This is a genomic window from Aldersonia sp. NBC_00410, from assembly GCF_026342035.1.
In the GTDB taxonomy this organism is placed as follows: Bacteria; Actinomycetota; Actinomycetes; order Mycobacteriales; family Mycobacteriaceae; genus Aldersonia.
Map to the genome: position 1 here is coordinate 428722 of NZ_JAPENM010000003.1, position 18105 is coordinate 446826.

At 65.9% G+C, this 18105-nt stretch carries 19 protein-coding genes; 11 read left to right on the forward strand and 8 right to left on the reverse strand.

Annotated features, from left to right (window positions below; all coding sequences use genetic code 11):
- Positions 1–23: 23 nt before the first annotated feature.
- From OG921_RS08950 to OG921_RS08975, 6 genes are read right to left on the reverse strand one after another with little or no spacing between them, the layout of a single operon-like run.
- Positions 24–890 carry an LLM class F420-dependent oxidoreductase gene (locus OG921_RS08950; protein ID WP_266112033.1) on the reverse strand — a complete coding sequence of 289 codons (867 nt, stop codon included), beginning with the start codon at positions 888–890 and terminating at the stop codon, positions 24–26.
- A 20-nt stretch (positions 891–910) separates the two neighbouring features.
- Positions 911–2428 (reverse strand): FAD-dependent oxidoreductase, encoded by a 1518-nt coding sequence (locus tag OG921_RS08955; protein WP_266112293.1) that lies wholly within the window; start codon positions 2426–2428, stop codon positions 911–913.
- A gap of 14 nt (positions 2429–2442) precedes the next feature.
- Positions 2443–2838 carry a carboxymuconolactone decarboxylase family protein gene (locus OG921_RS08960; RefSeq protein ID WP_266112034.1) on the reverse strand — a complete coding sequence of 132 codons (396 nt, stop codon included), beginning with the start codon at positions 2836–2838 and terminating at the stop codon, positions 2443–2445.
- Positions 2835–3767: an NAD(P)-dependent oxidoreductase gene (locus tag OG921_RS08965; RefSeq protein ID WP_266112035.1), complete on the reverse strand. Its 933-nt coding sequence runs from the start codon at positions 3765–3767 to the stop codon at positions 2835–2837. Before OG921_RS08965 ends, OG921_RS08960 begins: the two co-directional genes overlap by 4 nt.
- The gene (locus OG921_RS08970; protein WP_266112036.1) at positions 3764–4510 is read right to left on the reverse strand and encodes an SDR family oxidoreductase; all 747 of its coding nucleotides are present in this window, start codon (positions 4508–4510) and stop codon (positions 3764–3766) included. The genes OG921_RS08965 and OG921_RS08970 overlap by 4 nt, the downstream gene beginning before the upstream one ends.
- Before the next feature lie 44 nt (positions 4511–4554).
- The gene (locus tag OG921_RS08975; RefSeq protein ID WP_266112037.1) at positions 4555–6024 is read right to left on the reverse strand and encodes an aldehyde dehydrogenase; all 1470 of its coding nucleotides are present in this window, start codon (positions 6022–6024) and stop codon (positions 4555–4557) included.
- Between the two features lie 279 nt (positions 6025–6303).
- Here OG921_RS08975 and OG921_RS08980 point away from each other — a divergent pair, with 279 nt between their 5' ends.
- From OG921_RS08980 to OG921_RS09010, 7 genes are read left to right on the forward strand one after another with little or no spacing between them, the layout of a single operon-like run.
- Positions 6304–7527, forward strand: a complete 1224-nt coding sequence (locus OG921_RS08980; RefSeq protein ID WP_266112038.1) for a cytochrome P450 — start codon at positions 6304–6306, stop codon at positions 7525–7527.
- A complete protein-coding gene (locus OG921_RS08985; RefSeq protein WP_266112039.1) occupies positions 7527–8312 on the forward strand; it encodes an SDR family oxidoreductase in 786 nt (261 codons plus the stop codon). The genes OG921_RS08980 and OG921_RS08985 overlap by 1 nt, the downstream gene beginning before the upstream one ends.
- Positions 8309–9658: a cytochrome P450 gene (locus OG921_RS08990; RefSeq protein ID WP_266112040.1), complete on the forward strand. Its 1350-nt coding sequence runs from the start codon at positions 8309–8311 to the stop codon at positions 9656–9658. Before OG921_RS08985 ends, OG921_RS08990 begins: the two co-directional genes overlap by 4 nt.
- Position 9659: 1 nt before the next feature.
- Positions 9660–9863 (forward strand): ferredoxin, encoded by a 204-nt coding sequence (locus OG921_RS08995; protein ID WP_266112041.1) that lies wholly within the window; start codon positions 9660–9662, stop codon positions 9861–9863.
- 36 nt (positions 9864–9899) lie between these two features.
- A complete protein-coding gene (locus tag OG921_RS09000; RefSeq protein ID WP_266112042.1) occupies positions 9900–10451 on the forward strand; it encodes a nuclear transport factor 2 family protein in 552 nt (183 codons plus the stop codon).
- A 7-nt stretch (positions 10452–10458) separates the two neighbouring features.
- Positions 10459–11727 carry a hypothetical protein gene (locus OG921_RS09005; protein WP_266112044.1) on the forward strand — a complete coding sequence of 423 codons (1269 nt, stop codon included), beginning with the start codon at positions 10459–10461 and terminating at the stop codon, positions 11725–11727.
- An 11-nt stretch (positions 11728–11738) separates the two neighbouring features.
- Entirely contained in the window at positions 11739–12716 is a 978-nt protein-coding gene (locus OG921_RS09010) for an NAD-dependent epimerase/dehydratase family protein (protein WP_266112045.1), read from the forward strand.
- A gap of 92 nt (positions 12717–12808) precedes the next feature.
- Here OG921_RS09010 and OG921_RS09015 read toward each other — a convergent pair whose 3' ends face one another.
- Positions 12809–13180, reverse strand: coding sequence for a hypothetical protein (locus OG921_RS09015; protein ID WP_266112046.1), 372 nt, complete (start codon positions 13178–13180; stop codon positions 12809–12811).
- Between the two features lie 2 nt (positions 13181–13182).
- Positions 13183–14340, reverse strand: a complete 1158-nt coding sequence (locus OG921_RS09020; RefSeq protein ID WP_266112047.1) for a Rieske 2Fe-2S domain-containing protein — start codon at positions 14338–14340, stop codon at positions 13183–13185.
- A gap of 192 nt (positions 14341–14532) precedes the next feature.
- On the opposite strand from OG921_RS09020, the gene hsaA reads away from it, so the two are divergent.
- Genes hsaA through hsaB form a run of 4 tightly spaced genes read left to right on the forward strand, consistent with a single transcriptional unit; the run spans position 14533 to position 18105 of the window.
- A complete protein-coding gene (gene hsaA, locus OG921_RS09025) occupies positions 14533–15708 on the forward strand; it encodes a 3-hydroxy-9,10-secoandrosta-1,3,5(10)-triene-9,17-dione monooxygenase oxygenase subunit (RefSeq protein WP_323182722.1) in 1176 nt (391 codons plus the stop codon).
- Between the two features lie 8 nt (positions 15709–15716).
- Entirely contained in the window at positions 15717–16601 is an 885-nt protein-coding gene (hsaD, locus tag OG921_RS09030; protein WP_266112049.1) for a 4,5:9,10-diseco-3-hydroxy-5,9,17-trioxoandrosta-1(10),2-diene-4-oate hydrolase, read from the forward strand.
- A complete protein-coding gene (gene hsaC / locus OG921_RS09035) occupies positions 16601–17500 on the forward strand; it encodes an iron-dependent extradiol dioxygenase HsaC (RefSeq protein ID WP_266112050.1) in 900 nt (299 codons plus the stop codon). Before hsaD ends, hsaC begins: the two co-directional genes overlap by 1 nt.
- Positions 17497–18105, forward strand: a complete 609-nt coding sequence (gene hsaB, locus OG921_RS09040; RefSeq protein WP_323182731.1) for a 3-hydroxy-9,10-secoandrosta-1,3,5(10)-triene-9,17-dione monooxygenase reductase subunit — start codon at positions 17497–17499, stop codon at positions 18103–18105. The genes hsaC and hsaB overlap by 4 nt, the downstream gene beginning before the upstream one ends.

Consider the following 18105-nt stretch of genomic DNA (forward strand, 5'->3'; position numbering starts at 1 on the left):
TGTGACCGGCGGCACCTTTCACGTCATGCTAATAGACCGGTATCCAGGCCGCGTAGCTTGCCCGCAAGGCGGTCGAGGTATGCGACCACCTCGTCCTCGGACTTGTCCGGCAGGCCGTAGAGCACGTCGGTCACCCCGAGTTCGGTGAACTGTGCCAGCCGCTCGGCGTCCGGCTTGAATTCGAGCACCACGACGCGGGGCAGACCCGGCCGATCGGCTTCCTTCCAGATCTTGTGCAGCAGCCGCACGCGATCGGCGATGTCCTGCTCGCCCGGCGTGGTGATCCAGCCGTCGGCGTACTTGGCGATCCAGTTGAAGTTGCGCTCGTTGCCTGCCGCGCCGATCAGGATCGGCACCCGCGGCTGCGACACCGTCTTGGGCCAGGCCCAGCTCGGCCCGAACTTCACGAACTCGCCGTCGTAGCTGGCTTCCTCGTCCGACCACAGCGACTCCATGGCCTGCAGCGTCTCGCGCAGCACGGTGCGCCGCTTGCCCGCAGGCACGTTGTGGTCGGCCAGCTCGTCGGTGTTCCAGCCGAAGCCGGCACCGAGCACCACCCGGCCACCGGAGAGGTGGTCGAGCGAGGCAATCGTCTTGGCCAGCGTGATCGGGTCGCTCTCGACCGGCAGCGCGACCGCGGTGGCCAGTTCGATCCGCTCGGTGACCGAGGACGCCGTGGCCAGCGCGACCCACGGGTCGAGGGTGCGCATGTAGCGATCGTCCGGCAGCGTCTCGTCGCCGGTCTGCGGGTGGGCAGCCTCCCGCTTGACCGGGATGTGGGTGTGCTCGGGCACGAAGAACGAATGGAAGCCTCGTTCCTCGGCGGCCTTCGCGGCGGCCGCGGGCGCAATGCCGCGGTCGCTGGTGAACAGGACGATGCCTGCCTTCATAGCTGTTGCTCCTTGATCGGTCAGTTCGTCTCGGTGGCGGGCTGCCCGGTGGCTGCATGCTTTGTGGCGGCATGCTTTGTGGCGGCACTGATACCGGCCCGGCGGCCATAGAAGCTGCCATCGCCCAGCGACGTGCCGCTGGCATAACCGCCCGCGCACACGCCCGAGGTGCACCGTCCGGCCGCGAACAGGCCGGGGATCGGCTCACCCGCAATATCGAGCACCGCCGAGTCGAGGTCGGTGCGCAGGCCGCCGAGGGTGAAACCGGCGGTGCAGTTGCGCAGGTCGAAACCGGCGATCGGCGTGCCGATCGGCTTGGTCCACTCCGGCTTTGTACCGAACAGCGGGTCCTCGCCCTTGGCCGCGTGGTGGTTGTAGACCTCGACCGTGGTCTGCAACGACTTCTCCGGCAGGCCCATCTCGGATTCGAGCTCCTCGATGGTCTCGCACACCCATTTCGGCTGCGTCCGGAAGAACGGCGTGGACGACTCGGTCGCCATGGCTTCCTCGTACGCCGCCTCGTCGATGAGCAGGTACGCCTGGTTCTCCTGGTGGAACAGCGTCATCTGGCCGATCCGGCCCGGGTAGGTGTCCTCCGGGACATAACGCTGACCGCGGCCGTTGACGAGGATGCCGCGGGCCATCAGCTGCGGATCGCCGAAGAATGCGACCTCGGTGGCGTCCATGTGGGCGACATCGGCGCCGAGGGCCTGGGCAATGAGGATCGCGCGGCCGTCGTGCTCCTCGATCGCGGCACCGGGCCGGCCGATCAGGCGAGGAGCGTTGGACTCGATCATCTTGTTGTTGTAGGCGAAGCTGCCCATCGCAAGCACGACGCCATTGCGGGCCCGCACGGCGAACTCGTCGCCGTACTTTTTGGTGATCAGGCCGACCACGCGCCCGTCGTCGTCCACGACGAGCCGCTGCACCCGGATGTCGTATTCGGCTCGGACACCGAGCTTTTCGGCGGTCTCCACGAGCGGCTGCATGAGCATGAAGCCGCCGCCCTTCTCACCGGTCCGCTTGTGCAGCATCTGCGGCACGTGCCCGCGCGGCGCCGGAGTGGCGATGGCGTTGAACGGCGCAGCGTTCTCACCGCCGGAGTACATCAGGCCCTCGTCGTGCGGCGGCTCCCAGCCGGGCTCGCCCCAGAACGCCTCCTTGAACGGCACGCCGTTGTCGACCAGCCAGTTGTAGTGCTCGACGCTGCCATCGCAGTAGTCGCGGATCTTGGCCTCGTCGGCACCCGGCCCGAGCGCGGCGAGCATGAACGTCGCCATGTTCTCGGGGGTGTCTTCGAAGCCGAGTGCCTGCTGCAGCGGGGTGCCGCCGCCGAGGTAGATGAACCCACCGGCCAGGGCGGCTGCGCCGCCCCAGCCGCCGGTGCGCTCGAGTACGAGCACGTCGGCGCCGCGCCGGGCAGCCTCGATCGCGGCGCTGACGCCCGCGATGCCGTAGCCCGCGACGACGACGTCGGCCTCGTCATGCCACTCGGTGATCTCGGCGGCATTCACCGGCCGCACAGCGGGTACTTGCAAGGGGGTCGTATCGCTCACTTCTTGCTTGCCTTTCGCGCTACCGAGCTCACGGCGTTGTCCAGCTTGGTGCCGTTGGGCCAGCCGACGTAATGACAGAGGAATACCGCGATCTCGCGCATCTGCTCTTCGTCGAGTTCCTCGTTCTGCAACGCTGCACCGAGCTGGATCTCGGCGAGATCGAAGCCGCCCTGCGCGGTGAGCACGCCGAGCAGCAGCAGCCGGCGGTCGCGCATGCTCAGGCCCGGGCGCTGCCAGATGTCGCCGAAGAGGTGCTCGACCGTGTAGCGGAAGTGCAGCCCGGGACCGTCCTGCATGGAGAAGCCGTAGGCCTGTTCCATCTTGCGCAAACCGAGCTCGCGCTTCTCGGGGTCGACCGCGTAGCTTTCCGCGCCGGTCTGGCCGTTTGTCATGCCTTCTCCTCGTTCGCCGCGGCGAGCCGCGCATCGTTCATTGCTGCCGTTGCCGCCTTGCCAAGTCCGACGCCGAGCCCCGGGCCGAACGCGCTGAGCGCACGCTGTGCCAGCGGCAGGTCTACACCCAGCCGGCCCCCGAGGTCGAGCGCGAGGGCAAGGTCCTTCTCGCCGAGATCGCGGACGTGGTTCAGGATCGAGAACCAGAAATCGTCCGGCTCGACGTCATCCATGGTGTCGCGCAACATGATCGAACCCGCGCCACCGGTGATCGCGTCGGTATGGCGCACCACCTTGCCGAGTTTCCGGATATCGATCCCGGCACCCGCGGCGAGGCGCTGGGCCTCGGACGCCGCCGTGAACGAGACGAAGTGCAGCAGGTTGCGGGCCAGCTTCATCCGCGTGCCTGCGCCCACGTCGCCGGCGTGGATCACCAGGTTGGAGTAGCACTTGAACGGTGCCTTCACCGCGGCGAATGCGGTTTCGGAACCACCCACCATGATGGCGAGTTCGCCCTTCTCCGCGCCGCCCGCGCCACCGCTCACCGGGGCGTCGACGAACTCGACGCCCACCGCATTGCAGCGCTCGGCGAGCGCGACCGCGGTCTCGTCGCTGATCGTGGAATGCACCGCGATCACGGTGCCGGGTGCGGCGCCGGCCAGAATGCCGTCCGGACCGCAGATCACGTCGGTGACCTGGGCGTCGTCGAGCACCGTCACGGAGATGACCGTGGCCTGCTCGGCGACCCCGCGCGGGCTTGCCGCCCGAGTGGCGCCGCTTTCGACGAAGGGCGCGACCGCCTCTTCGCGCGTGTCGCAGACGACCAGCCCGCCCGGCCAGTCCAACAATCGCTTGGCCATCGGCGCGCCCATGTTGCCGAGCCCGATGTAGCCGACCCGCGGTGGGGTCGTTGCGCCGTTCTCGCTCATGAGCGGAAGATCTGTCCGCCGTCGACGTTGAGGATCTGACCGGTGACCCACTTGGCGTCATCCGAGAGCAGGTACAGGCAGGCGCCGACCAGGTCCTCGGGGGTGCCCATCCGCTTGAGCGGCAGCGCCTTCACCATGTCCGCGACCATGTTGCCCGGGGTCACCGTGCGGGTGGCCTCGGTGTCGATCGGACCCGGCGCGATGGCGTTGACGCGGATCTTGGAGCCGCCGAGCTCGTGCGCGAGCTGCTGGGTGAGGCCGTTGACGCCGACCTTGGCCAGGCCGTAGAAGCCCGAGTAGAGCCATGCCGCGGTGGAGGACTGGTTGACGATCGAGCCACCACGGTTCATCTGCGGCCACACGGCGCGGGTCACAACGAGTGCGCCGTCCATGTTCACGCTCATGAACTTCTTGTAGTAGTCCCAGGGCACGGTGAGCAGCAGGTCGAGCTTCATGTCGCCGTAGATCGCGGCGTTGTTGACCAGATGGTCGATTTTGCCGAACTTTTCGACGGTGAACTCGACGAGTTCCTTGGCCGACTCCTCGCTGGAGACGTCGACGGACTTGAATGCCGCGGAGCCGCCGTCGGCGACGATCTGCTTGGCGACCTGCTCGCCGAGTTCGGCGTTCAGGTCGGCGATCACGACGTTCGCGCCCTCGGCGGCCAGCGCGCGGGCGTAGCCCTCGCCGATTCCGCGGGCGGAGCCCGTCACGATCGCGGTCTTGCCGGTGAAACGTGTCATCTGAGAACTCCTGTGTATCGAAAGTTGTTGTAGGTCACGCTGATTCAGGCCGGGTAGGCGATGAGCTTGGTTTCGGTGTATTCCTCGAAGCCGAGCACGCCCATCTCGCGGCCGATGCCGGACTGCTTGTAGCCGCCGAACGGCGCGTCCGCCGAGTACCAGATACCGCCGTTGACGCCGAGTGTGCCGGTGCGAATTCCGTTGACCACGTGATCGATCCGCTCGGGATCGGTGCCGTAGACGGAGCCGGACAGGCCGTAGGGCGAGTCGTTGGCGATGCGGATCGCGTCGTCGTCGCCGTCGTGCGGAATCACCACGAGCACCGGGCCGAAGATCTCTTCCTGGGCCACCCGCGAGGAGTTGTCCAGGCCGGTGATCAGGGTGGGTTCGACGAAGTAGCCGCGCTCGGAGTCGGCCGGACGGCCGCCGCCGGTGACGATGGTGCCGCCTTCGGCCTTTGCCAGGGCGATGTATTCCTCGACGCGGGCGCGCTGACGCTCGGAGACGACCGGGCCGCACATGGTGCCGCCATCGTTCGGGTCGCCCGGGGCGAGCCCGGACATGGTGCGCGCCGCCGCCTTGACCGCGGTCTCGAAATGCTCGCGCGGCACGAGTAGGCGGGTGTTGAGTGCGCAACCCTGACCGGCGTGCACGCACACCGAGAAGGCAGCCATGCTGGCCGCGCCACGGATATCGGCGTCGTCGAGGATCACGAACGCGGACTTGCCGCCGAGCTCGAGGAAGACCTTCTTGACGGTCTCGGCGCCGGCGACCATCACGGCCTTGCCGGTGCGGGTCGAGCCGGTGAAGGAGACCAGGTCGACGCGCGGGTCACGCACGAGCTGCTCGCCGAGCCGGTGGTCGTCCGAGGTGACGATGTTGACCACGCCGGGCGGGATGTCGGTTTCCTCGACGATGACCTTGCCGACCAGTGCCGCCACCCACGGGGTGTCCGGCGCCGGCTTGAGCACCACGGTGCAACCGGCGGCGAGTGCCGGGCCGAGCTTGGCGAAGTTGATCTGGTGCGGGAAGTTCCACGGCGTGATCGCGCCCACCACACCAACCGCCTCGCGGCGAACAATGCGGCGGGTGGGAATGCCCATCGGCTCGGCATGGCCGAGATCGGTTTCCCAGACATAACTTTCGGCCAGATCGGCGAAGTAGCCGAGGTCGTTGACCGGCCCCTCGAGCTGCGGGCCGGTGGTGAGCGCGCGGGGTGCACCGACCTCGGCGATGGTGATCTCGCGCAGTTCCTCGATGTGTTCTTTGAGCCCGTCGCGCAACTGACGGATGCAACGCGCGCGGAACGCGTGGTTGCGCGACCAGTCGGTGTTGTCGAACGCGGCACGGGCCGCGGCGATGGCCGCGTCCATGTCGTCGGCGTTCGCGTTGGCCGCGTGACCGAGGACCTGTTCGGTCGCGGGATTGATGGTCTCGAAGACGCCTGCGGATCCGGGGACGAGCTTGCCGTCGATCGTCAGGGCCGAGCTGTCGGTTGGGCGGAGGGCGTTCATAGGGCTACCTGCCACAGTCTGGACATGTGTCTGGACCTTAGTCTGGACGATGCGAGGGCGCAATGGTCCGAAGCCGTCTGCGGCAGTCTCGATGAGAACAGATTCTAGCCGGAAGCGGGCCTCGCTCCGCAGCGGATTGCAGTGATAAGCCCGCAAGCTACCGTTGCAACATTGGCACACGTTCTAGTCGACCGACTGTTGTCACCTCCGGGTACCTGTAGTAACGTCCAGACACGTGTCCAGAAGATCTCCCGCAGCAATGATTCCGGAGGGTTCCCGATGACGCGCAGCGACTCGGTCGCAGCGGCTTCAGTCGAGCCGGTGACGTTCAACCCGTACGACTACGGGTTCCATGACGATCCGTATCCCACCTATCGGCGGCTGCGCGAGGAAGCGCCGGTCTACCACAACCCCGACCTCGGGTTCTGGGCACTTTCGCGGCACGCCGATGTCAACGCCGGCTTCCGTGACGCGAAGCGACTCTCCAGTGCCAACGGTGTCTCGCTGGATCCTGCGGCCTACGGCCCCAATGCGCACAAGACGATGTCGTTTCTGGCGATGGACGACCCACGCCATATGCGGATGCGTCAACTGGTGTCGCGCGGTTTCACGCCGCGCCGGGTCAACGAGCTGACGCCGCGGATTCGCGAACTGACCCTGGAGCATCTCGTGCCCGCGCTCGAGCAGCCCGAGTTCGACTGGATTTCCGAATTCGCCGGCAAACTGCCGATGGACGTCATCTCCGAACTGCTCGGCGTGCCCAGGCCCGACCGGGACGAACTGCGCCGACACGCCGATCTGGTCGTGCACCGCGAGGACGGTGTGCTCGACATTCCGATGACCGCGATCGAATCCTCGCTCGAGCTCATCGGGTACTACGCCGACATGCTCGCGCAGCGCCGCAAGTCGCCGACCGACGACCTCACCTCGGCACTGCTCGATGCCGAGATCGACGGTGACCGGCTCGATGACGAAGAAATCATCGGATTTATGTTCCTGATGGTCGTCGCCGGCAACGAGACGACCACCAAATTGCTCGGCAATTCGCTCTACTGGGCGGCCAAGAATCCGCAAGAGATCGCGAAGATCTACGAGAACCCCGAACGCGTGCCGGAGTGGACGGAGGAGTCGCTGCGCTTCGACACCTCGAGTCAGATCGTGGCGCGCACGTCGACCGTCGATATCGACTACCCCGAGGCGACAATCCCGGCCGGCGAGAAGGTGCTGTTGCTGATCGGCTCGGCCAATCGGGACGCCGCCGTGTTCTCCGACGGCGACGTCTACAACATCGGCCGGGACAGCCGCAGCACGCTGGCCAGCTTCGGTGGCGGTCCGCACTTCTGCCTCGGCGCGCACCTCGCGCGCCTCGAAACCAACATCGCGCTCACCGAGTTCATCGAGCGCACAAAGTCCTTCGGCATCGACGAATCCGGCGCCGAACGAGTCCATTCGACCAATGTGCGCGGATTCGCCGCGCTGCCCGTGCAAGTGGAGGCCCGCTGATGCCGAGATTCGAACCGAACCCGCAACGACGCCCCGTCATCATCAGCGGCGCGTCGTCGGGGATCGGTACCGCCACCGCGTTCGCTCTGGCCGAACTCGGCCATCCGGTGACACTCGGCGCGCGCCGGGTCGCGGAATGCGAGGCGATCGCGGACAAGATCCGCAGCTCCGGTGGTGAGGCGTTCGCGCACTTCCTCGACGTCACCGACACCGACTCGGTGAACGAGTTCGTCACGGCCGCCGAGAAGCAATACGGCCCCACCGAGATTGCGCTCTCCGGTGCCGGCGACCTGGAGTTCTCCACGGTCCACGACATGGATCCCGACGATTTCGCCAAGCAGGTGCAGGTGCACCTGATCGGCGCGCAGCGGCTGGTGCACCGGATCGTACCCGGCATGATCGAGCGCCGTCGCGGTGATTTCGTGCTGATCGGTTCCGACTGCGCGGAGAGCCCGCGGCCGCGCATGGGCGCCTACAACGCGTCGAAGACCGGCCTGGAGGCAATGGGCCGGCAGATGCGAATGGAGTTGGAGGGCAGCGGTGTTCGCGCCTCCATCGTTCGCCCCGGCCCGACCCAGACGTCCATGGGCATGGACACCACCCCCGAGATCATCGGCCCGGTGCTCGAGGACTGGGTCAAGTGGGGTTGCGCGCGACACTCGTTCTTCCTGCGCGCTGCCGATATCGCGTCCGCCGTCGTGGCAGTCGTCACGGCACCGCGCGGCGCGCACATGGTGCTGGTCGAGGTGCAGCCCGAAGCACCCATAAACGAGGAGTTCAAGTGACGGTTACGAAGCCCGCGCGGGTCTCGGGTGGCGAGCATGAGCACGGCCACCTCGAGGAACTGCGCACCGATCCCATTGCACTGATGAACCGAGTGCGTCAAGAGTGCGGCGACGTGGGCGTATTCCAGCTCGCCGACCGCGATGTCGTGCTGCTCTCCGGTGCGACCGCCAACGAGTTCTTCTTCCGCAGCTCGGACGAGGATCTCGATCAGCAGGCCGCCTATCCGTTCATGACGCCGATCTTCGGTAAGGGCGTCGTCTTCGACGCGAGCCCGGAGCGCCGCAAGGAAATGCTGCACAACCAGGCACTGCGCGGTGAGCAGATGAAGGGGCACGCCGCGACGATCTCCAACGAGGTCGAGCGAATGGTCGCCAAGTGGGACGACGAGGGTGAGATCGACCTGCTCGATTTCTTCGCCGAGCTGACCATCTACACCTCCTCGGCCTGCCTGATCGGCCAGAAGTTCCGTGAGCAGCTCGACGGCCGGTTCGCTTCGCTCTACCACGAGCTCGAGCAGGGCACCGACGCGCTGGCGTTCGTCGACCCGTATGCGCCGATCGAAAGCTTCCGCCGCCGCGATGAGGCCCGCGTGGGACTCGTCGCCCTGGTGCAGGAGATCATGGCCGGCCGGATCGCCAACCCGCCCAAGGGCAAAGAAGACCGCGACATGCTCGACGTGCTCGTCTCGATCAAGGACGAGGACGGCAGTGAGCGGTTCACCGCCGACGAGATCACCGGCATCTTCATCTCGATGATGTTCGCCGGCCACCACACCACCTCCGGCACCGCGGCGTGGACCCTGATCGAGCTGCTGCGCCACCCCGACTACATGACCGCGGTGCGCGACGAACTCGACGAGCTGTACTCCGACGGGTCCGACGTGAGTTTCGGTGCGCTGCGCCAGATTCCGATCCTGGAGTCGGTTCTCAAGGAGACACTGCGCCTGCATCCGCCGCTGATTTTGCTGTTGCGCTTGGCGCGCGGCAACTTCGAGGTCGAGGGGTTCACGATCCAGGAGGGTGACCTCGTCGGTGCCACTCCCGCCATCTCCAACCGCATTCCGGAGGACTTCCCGAATCCGGATCGGTTCGATCCGCACCGCTACATCGACCCGAACCAGGAAGACATCGTCAACCGGTGGACCTGGATCCCGTTCGGCGCGGGCAGGCACCGCTGCGTCGGTGCCGCGTTCGCGCTGATGCAGCTCAAGGCGATCTTCTCGGTTCTGTTGAAGGACTACGAGTTCGAGTTGATGCAGCCGTCCGAGACCTACCGCAACGACCACAGCAAGATGGTTGTTCAGCTGCAGCAGCCGTGCCGGGTGAAGTACCGAAAGCGCGTGTGACATGCGGATCGTGGTCGACACCGATCTGTGCCAGGGGCACGCCATGTGCGAGCTCGAAGCCCCGGACGTCTTCACGGTGCCCAAACACGGCACGGTCGAATTGCTCGATGAAAATCCGCCGGAGACCAAGCGTGCGGATGTGGAACGGGCAGTGCGCTTCTGCCCCACTCAGGCCCTGTCCATCGTGGACGACGCCGACACCTGAACAGCTCACGGCAAACAACTTTCGAGGAGATCAACGATGGGTCAGTGGGATCGCGCAGAGCTCGACGAGATGGTCGAGCGCTGGATCGCCGAGAACGAGCGATGTGAGAAATTGGGGGACTGGCGTCCGCTGGCGGACTTGTACACCGAGGACGCCACCTACGGCTGGAACTACGGCCCCACCCAGGAATTCATGGCCGTCGGGCGCGCGGAGATCCGCGAGATCGCGCTCGGTCAGGAGATGGAAGGCCTGGAGGGCTGGACCTACCCGTACCAGCAGTTCGTCGTCGACGACCGCACGGGAGACTGCATCGGTTTCTGGAAGCAGGTGGCCGACGCCACCCGCGAGGACGGCTCGAACTACGTGGTTCAGGGCATCGGCGGCAGCTGGTTCCGCTACGGCGGCAACTTCCAGTGGTCCTGGCAGCGAGACTTCTTCGACTTCGGCAACGTGTCGAATCTGTTCCTGGAGATGATCACGAACAACGCACTCTCCGACGGCATGCAGAAGCGTATCGAGCGATCGATGTCGGGCAAGGATCTGGCGGGCTGGTACAAAATCGGCGAAGCCCCGGCACCGCTGTGGTGACCCTGCGATGACCACGAAACCCGAGACCAAGGCGGCGTTCGCGCGGTTGTCGCGCGAACAGCTCGCCAAGATTCTGCCGGAGCTGCTGCTCACCGGCCAGTTGATCGACCGCTCCGGTATGCCCCACCTCATCACCGAGTTCGGCCGGGAGGGCATGGTCGAGGTGGCGATCGAGGAGTGGCAGGTCTCGAGTCCGATCTACACCCGTCGGATGCAGCATGCGCTCAACTACACCGGCACCGACATCGTCACGATATTCAAGGGTTTGCAGCTCGATATCGGTGCGCCGCCGCAGTTCATGGACTTCCGCTACAAGGTGGACGATGCCAACCACGGCGAGTTCTGGCTCGATCACTGCGGCGCGTTGATGGACGTCGAGCCGATGGGCGAGGCGTACGTGCAGGGCATGTGCCACGACATCGAGGACCCGACCTTCGATGCCACGGCGCTGGCCACCAACCCGCACGCGCAGGTGCGGCCGATTCATCGGCCGCCGCGCGCGCCGGTCGATCGGAACCCGCACTGCGCGTGGACGGTCATCATCGACCCGTCGCACGAGCCGCCGGCCATTCCGCCGAATACCGACGTGATGGAGGCCTCGCATGCGGCGTCGGTCGAGCTGTCGGCGATCGACCCTTCGGACGAGGGCGCTGCCGACTACTCGGGTCCGCTGTTGTCCGACATCCGTTTCGATGCGTTCTCGGCGTCCGCGCTGGTCCGCATGGCCGAAGAGGTCTGCCTGCAGCAGCACCTGCTGACGCTGGGCTTCATGATCTCCGTTCGGTCGCGGGTGGACGAGGACAAGGCGCTCGAGATCGGCCGCAAGCAGTTCGCGGGTATCGCGGGGATCACCTCGGAGCGCCTGCGTAACGTGCTCGAACTCGGTGACGACGCCGAGGCGCTCGCCATCGTGCTCGACCTGCACCCGGCGCTGAATCCGCGTCAGTACGTAGATGTTTCGGTAGAAGCCGGCAAATCGGTCACGTTGCGAATCGGCCGCGATTGCGGTGCGCAGGCAGACCGGTCTTGGTCGTCGATGGTCGATGCCGACCATCTCGACCCGTTGCGAGCGATGGTGCGCGGCGTCAACCCGCGTTTCGACGTCACGTTGGTGGATTCGGACGATCGGCACCTGACGGTGCGAATCGACCTGGCGGACAAGCCGTTCAAGGAGTTCGGCGAGGTGGCGCTGACCCGGTTCAGCAAGGGTGCCGACTGGGTATTCGCCGACCGGGGCATTCCATTGCCGCTGACCGTCGTGTCGTCGCAGAACTGAGGGGCACGCTGATGAAGGTGGCAGTCACCGGCGCGGCGGGATTCGTCGGAGTCAATCTGGTCGAGCAGTTGCTCGATGCCGGTCATGAGGTGGTGGCGATCGACCGGGTGCGCTCGAACGCGCTCGCCGCAACGGGTGTCACCTGGATCGACGGCGACATTCTCGATCTCGATTCGATGATCCGTGCACTCGACGGCGTCGAGGTGGTCTACCACCTCGTTGCGGTGATCACGTTGGCTCAGCAGGACGATCTGGCCTGGCGGGTCAATACGGAGGGTGTCCGGACCGTTGCCGAGGCCGCGCTCACCGTTGGTGCACGCAAGGTCGTGCACTGCAGTTCGTTGCATGCGTTCGATCAGTACCACCTCGGCAGCGCTCTCAATGAGTCGTCGGCGCGCGCAACCGGCGCCGACCTGCCGGTGTACGACCGGTCGAAGTGGCAGGGTGAGGTCGAGCTCCTCAAGGTGGTCGACCGCGGCCTGGACGCGGTGATTTGCAATCCCACCGGTATCTACGGCCCGATCGATTACGGCCTGTCGCGGATGAACGCCATGCTGCGCGACGCCGCGCGCGGCCGCATGCCGGTCGGGGTCGCCGCCAAGTTCGACATGGTGGACGTTCGTGACGTGGCCGCTGGTCTCATCGCGGCAGCAGAGAAGGGTGAGCGCGGCGAGAACTATTTGCTCACCGGCCACATGGTGGGACTCACCGAACTGGCCCGCACCGCCGCGCGGTCGGTCGGCCGGCGTGGGCCGCGATTCTCGATTCCACTGCGCGCGCTCGAGTTGGTGCTGCCGATTGCGGACCCGATCGGCTCTCGCCTGGGCAGTGACATCCTCTCCAAGGGTGCGATCGACACACTGCTGACCTCACCCGTGGTCGACGGGTCGAAGGCCGCCCGGGTGCTGGGCTACCTTCCTCGCCCGACCGAGGAGACGATGCGCGACCTGATGACTTTCCTGGTCGGCTCGGGCCAGCTGCGCCGCTAGTTCACGGGGGACTTGTTCAGTGAAATCGAAATGCGCCCGTCGGAACGACGGGCGCATTTCGTGTCGTATGACGCGGAACTCACAACGCGAGTTCAGTCGGCAGGCTCGTCGGGTACGTGCAGTAAACCTTCGAGTACCGCGTGTTCGATACTCGCCTTCAGTCGGGGGCACGTGGGCCGAGCCGTGCGCGATGCGGTCGAATTCGAGTCGGCATAGTGCGGGCAAGAATCCGACGGCGCGGTGGTCCATTGAATGCTGGTGTGCTGAAAACTGTTCTTGCGCACCAATACACAGGTCCCGCAGGTCCGGCATTCCACCGGACTCATCTCGTCCATGTAGTTCGCCTTATCGGCGACCGTTTGGGCGCGGACTGCCTCGACGCGGGCAGGGTTGTCCGCGAAAGTTGGGGCCTTGGCCCAACTCGCCGCGGAGCCCGGCGCTTTCGACCCGGTCGAGGCGTCCATCGTCACACGCCTGCGGTGTTGTCGCTGTCCGTCTTCGCCTCGGCCTCGGCCTGCTGCCGGGCGAGATTCGCGTCGACTTCCTTCTGCCACGACTCGACGGCCCGGGTGGTGTCGATTTCGTACTCGAACCGCGCGGTCATTTTGTCGGTGACGTCGGCGACGTCGACATAGAACTGCTCGTACCAACGGCGCAGCTGATAGACCGGGCCGTCCTCCTCGCAGAGCAACGGGTTCTCGATCTTGGTCTTGTGCAGCCAGATCTCGACGTCCTGCTCGAAGCCCATCGTGACGCCCTTGGTGAACGCCTTGGCGATCTTGTTGGACGTCGCGTCGTCGAGTCCCTGCGGCTTCTGCACACTCACGCCGTACATCAGCATGAACGAGTTCTGGTCGATCGGGTAATGGCAGTTGATCAGGATGCTCTCGGCCTTGAACCCGCTGTAGTTGTTGTGCAGCCAGTTGATCATGTACGACGGGCCGTAGTACGCGGCTTCCGAATCGAGCACCGAGTCGCCGTACTGCGTGCCCATGCCCTGGATATCGGCACGGCCGTGGTTCTGCAGGTACTGCGCGGCGACATGTCCCTCGAAGACGTTCTTGAAGTACTTCGGGAAGCCGTAGTGCACATAGAAGAAGTGCGCCATATCCACGACGTTGTCGATGATTTCGCGGCAGTTCGAGCCCTCGACGAGCAGCGTGTTCCACGTCCAGTCGGTCCAGCCGTCGGTGAAGACCTCCGGGATCTCCGGAATGACGACGTCGTCCGGGGGTGGGTTGCCCTCCGCGTCGTGCCAGACGAACAACTGCTTGTTCTGCTGCAGCGTGATCCACGAACGCGTCCGGGCCAGCGGCGGCACGCGGCGCGCGTAGGGGATGTTCGCGCACTTGCCGTCCGCGCCCCACTCCCAGCCGTGGAACGGGCAGGCGAGGCTGTCGCCCTTGATCTCGCCCTCGCTCAGGTCGGCGCCCATGTGCCGGCAGTAAGCATCGAGAACCTGCAGCTTGTTCTGGCTATCCGCCCACACGACGAGCTTGGTGCCGAACGCCTGCACGCTGTGCGGCTTGCCGTCGAGGAAGTCGCTCTCCAGCCCGAGGCAATGCCAGCCACGTGCGTACCGCGTGGGAACGCTGCCTACATCGATCTCGCGAACGCGAACCATTTGCCCCTCACAATCTCCAGTTGCCTACTAGAACACGTTATAGATGTTGGCGTCATTTTGCTAGCCGTGTGGGCTGCCGCGATCAGACAAGCCGCAGATGAGCAGGGAGTTTGACCCGGTCTCGACACAAATCGGAACGTGTTCTAGTCTCTGAAGGAAGGTGAACCAATGCCTATAGACGGGAGCACGGCCGTGGCAGATCAGGAAAAGCACGAAGTAGTGCAGAAGGTGGAAGCCCTGCTTCCCACCCTCCGCGATCGTGCGCAAGAGGCCGAGGACCTTCGGCAGATTCCTGATGAGTCGATCAAGGATCTTCAAGAGTCCGGCTTCTTCCGGCTGCTGCAGCCGAGCCAGTGGGGTGGCTACGAGGCCGACCCGGTGCTCTTCTACGACACCGTCCGAAAGATCGCCAGCGCGTGCGGTTCCACCGGCTGGGTCTCTTCGATCCTCGGTGTGCACAACTGGCATCTTGCGCTGTTCGACCAGCAGGCGCAGGACGATGTCTGGGGCAAGGACACCGATGTCCGGATCTCCTCGTCGTATGCGCCGATGGGCGCCGGTGAAGTCGTCGAGGGCGGCTACAAGGTCAACGGTGCGTGGGCCTGGTCCTCGGGCTCCGGCCACGCCAGCTGGGTGTTCGTCGGCGGCCCGGTGATCAAGGACGGTCGCCCGGTCGACTTCGGCTCCTTCCTGATCCCGCGCGAGGACTACGAGATCAACGACGTCTGGAACGTGGTCGGCCTGCGTGGCACCGGTTCCAACACGGTCGTGGTCAAGGACATCTTCGTGCCGCGGCACCGGTTCCTGTCCTACAAGGCGATGAACGACCGCACCGCCGGTGGCTTCGAGCGCAACACCGCGCCGGTCTACAAGATGCCGTGGGGCTCGATTCACCCCACCACCATCTCGGCGCCGATCGTGGGCATGGCCTACGGCGCATACGCGGCGCACGTCGAGCACCAGGGCAAGCGTGTCCGCGCGGCCTTCGCCGGCGAGAAGGCGAAGGAGGACCCGTTCATGAAGGTCCGCGTCGCCGAGGCGGCCAGCGACATCGACGCCGCGTGGCGGCAGCTGTCCGGCAACATCGCCGAGGAGTACGCCTACCTGGTCGCGGATGAGGAGATTCCGTTCGAGTTGCGCCTGCGCACTCGTCGTGACCAGGTGCGTTCCACCGGCCGTTCGATCGCCTCGATCGACCTGCTCTTCGAGAGCTCCGGTGCCACCGCACTCGGCAACGACCAGCCGCTGCAGCGCTTCTGGCGCGATGCGCACGCCGGTCGCGTGCACGCGGCCAACGAGCCGGAGCGCGCCTACCAGATGTTCGGCTCGGGCGAGTTCGGTCTGCCCATCGCCGACACGATGGTCTAGGAGGGCGAGTGACGACGACCGCTGAACTGACCTACGAATCCACCTCGCGCTTCGCGCAGGTCCGCCCGGACCTGAAGCTGCACTATCACGAGGCCGGTGTCGGCAACGGCCCGACGATCGTGCTGCTGCACGGCGGCGGCCCCGGCGCCTCCTCGTGGTCGAACTTCTCGCGCAACATCCCGGTGTTGGCGCAGCAGTTCCACGTGCTCGCGGTCGACCAGCCCGGCTTCGGCAAGTCCGACAAGCCGATTGACCACCCGCAGTACTTCGTGCACAGCTCGTCCGCACTTGCGGACCTGCTGGACCATCTCGGTATCACCGAGCGGGTGCACCTGCTGGGTAACTCGCTCGGCGGCGGTGCCGCGGTCCGCTTCGCGCTCGACTACCCGGACAAGGCCGGCCGCCTGGTCCTGATGGGCCCGGGTGGCTTGAGCCTCAACCTGTTTGCGCCCGATCCGACCGAGGGCGTCAAGAACCTCGGCAGGTTCGCCGCACCGCCGGAGGGCCCGACCAAGGAGAAGCTCGAGGCCTTCCTTCGGGTCATGGTGTACGACCAGTCGCTGATCACGCCGGAACTGCTCGACGACCGCTTCGCCGCGGCGAGCACGCCGGAGTCGGTTGCCGCGACCAAGGCCATGGGTAAGTCGTTCGCCGGCGCGGACTTCGAGAAGGGCATGCTCTGGCGCGAGGCCCACAAGCTGCGCCAGCGCGTCCTGCTCATCTGGGGCCGCGAGGACCGGGTCAACCCGCTCGACGGCGCGCTGATCGCGCTCAAGCAGATCCCGCGCGCTCAGCTGCACGTGTTCGGCGGCTGCGGCCACTGGGCGCAGCTGGAGAAGTTCGACGAGTTCAACCGCCTCGCCGCGGACTTCCTTCTCGAAGGGGGTAAGTGATGGGTATTCGCTCGCTGGCGTACATGCGCATCGAGGCCACCGATATGGCGGCCTGGCGCGACTACGGCCTCAAGGTCCTCGGGATGATCGAGGGCCGCGGCACCAATTCCGACGCGCTGTACCTGCGCATGGACGATTTCCCGGCTCGCCTGGTGATCGTCCCGGGTGAGCGTGACCGGCTGCAGGTCTCCGGCTGGGAGACCGCCAATGCCGCCGAGCTGCAGGAAGTTCGCGACAATCTCGCCGCGGCGGGGGTGCCCTTCAAGGAGGGCACGGCCGACCAGTTGGCCGATCGCCGCGTCGTCGAGATGATCGCCTTCGAGGACACCTCCGGTAACTCGCTCGAGGTGTTCCACGGTGCCGCGCTCGAGCATCGCCGCATCGTCAGCCCCTACGGCCACAAGTTCGTCACCGGCGAACAGGGCCTCGGGCACGTGGTGCTCACCACCACCGACGACGATGCCTCGCTGCGGTTCTACCGCGACGTGCTCGGCTTCAAGCTGCGCGACTCGATGCGCATGCCGCCGCAGATGGTGGGCCGCCCGGCCGACGGCGAGCCGGCCTGGCTGCGCTTCCTCGGCTGCAACCCGCGTCACCACAGCCTCGCGTTCCTGCCGCTGCCCAACCCGACGGGCATCGTGCACCTCATGGTCGAGGTGGAGAACTCCGACGACGTCGGCCTCTGCCTCGATCGCGCGGCGCGCAAGAAGGTGAAGATGTCCGCGACGCTCGGCCGGCATGTCAACGACATGATGTTGTCGTTCTACATGAAGACGCCGGGCGGCTTCGACATCGAGTTCGGTTGTGAGGGACTCGAAGTCGAGGACGCGGATTGGATCGCTCGGGAGAGCACCGCGGTGAGCCTGTGGGGTCACGACTTCACCGTGGGGATGAAATAGCAGTGACGGCAACGGAGCAGGTCGACCCGCGGTTGTACCGGACGGTGCTCGGCCGGTTCTGCACCGGGATCACCATCATCACGACCGTGGACGACGGCGAGCCGATCGGCTTCGCGTGTCAGTCGTTCGCCGCGCTGTCGCTCGATCCGCCCATGGTGTTGTTCTGCCCGACCAAGCAGTCCCGGTCCTGGGCGGCCATCGAGAGCAGTGGCACGTTTGCCGTGAACGTCCTCGGCGAGGATCAGCAGTCCACCTGCGCGCGGTTCGGCTCCCGCGAGCCGGACAAGTTCGGCGGAATCGACTGGCACCTTTCCGATCTGGGCTCGCCGATCCTCGACGGCTCGCTGGCGCACCTCGACTGCACGGTGGAGACCGTGCACGACGGCGGTGACCACTTCGTGGTTTTCGGCCGCGTGCAGTCGCTGTGGGAGGTGCCCGCTGGGCGCACCAACACCGGTGCCTGGGTCGGCGAGGAACGCCAGCGTCCGCTGCTGTTCTACCGCGGCCAGTACACCGCTATCGAGCCGGACAAGATGGAACCGGCACCCTGGCGGGACGACCTGGAGTCGTTTCTCACCACCACGACGAAGGACACCTGGCTGTAG

Bases quoted from the DNA above. Each gene is read 5' to 3' on its own strand.
- OG921_RS08950 (WP_266112033.1), bottom strand. From the start codon at position 890: ATGAAGGCAGGCATCGTCCTGTTCACCAGCGACCGCGGCATTGCGCCC.
- OG921_RS08960 (WP_266112034.1), bottom strand. From the start codon at position 2,838: ATGACAAACGGCCAGACCGGCGCGGAAAGCTACGCGGTCGACCCCGAG.
- OG921_RS08965 (WP_266112035.1), bottom strand. From the start codon at position 3,767: ATGAGCGAGAACGGCGCAACGACCCCACCGCGGGTCGGCTACATCGGG.
- OG921_RS08970 (WP_266112036.1), bottom strand. From the start codon at position 4,510: ATGACACGTTTCACCGGCAAGACCGCGATCGTGACGGGCTCCGCCCGC.
- OG921_RS08975 (WP_266112037.1), bottom strand. From the start codon at position 6,024: ATGAACGCCCTCCGCCCAACCGACAGCTCGGCCCTGACGATCGACGGC.
- OG921_RS08980 (WP_266112038.1), top strand. From the start codon at position 6,304: ATGACGCGCAGCGACTCGGTCGCAGCGGCTTCAGTCGAGCCGGTGACG.
- OG921_RS08985 (WP_266112039.1), top strand. From the start codon at position 7,527: ATGCCGAGATTCGAACCGAACCCGCAACGACGCCCCGTCATCATCAGC.
- OG921_RS08995 (WP_266112041.1), top strand. From the start codon at position 9,660: ATGCGGATCGTGGTCGACACCGATCTGTGCCAGGGGCACGCCATGTGC.
- OG921_RS09000 (WP_266112042.1), top strand. From the start codon at position 9,900: ATGGGTCAGTGGGATCGCGCAGAGCTCGACGAGATGGTCGAGCGCTGG.
- OG921_RS09005 (WP_266112044.1), top strand. From the start codon at position 10,459: ATGACCACGAAACCCGAGACCAAGGCGGCGTTCGCGCGGTTGTCGCGC.
- OG921_RS09010 (WP_266112045.1), top strand. From the start codon at position 11,739: ATGAAGGTGGCAGTCACCGGCGCGGCGGGATTCGTCGGAGTCAATCTG.
- OG921_RS09015 (WP_266112046.1), bottom strand. From the start codon at position 13,180: ATGGACGCCTCGACCGGGTCGAAAGCGCCGGGCTCCGCGGCGAGTTGG.
- OG921_RS09020 (WP_266112047.1), bottom strand. From the start codon at position 14,340: ATGGTTCGCGTTCGCGAGATCGATGTAGGCAGCGTTCCCACGCGGTAC.
- hsaC (WP_266112050.1), top strand. From the start codon at position 16,601: ATGGGTATTCGCTCGCTGGCGTACATGCGCATCGAGGCCACCGATATG.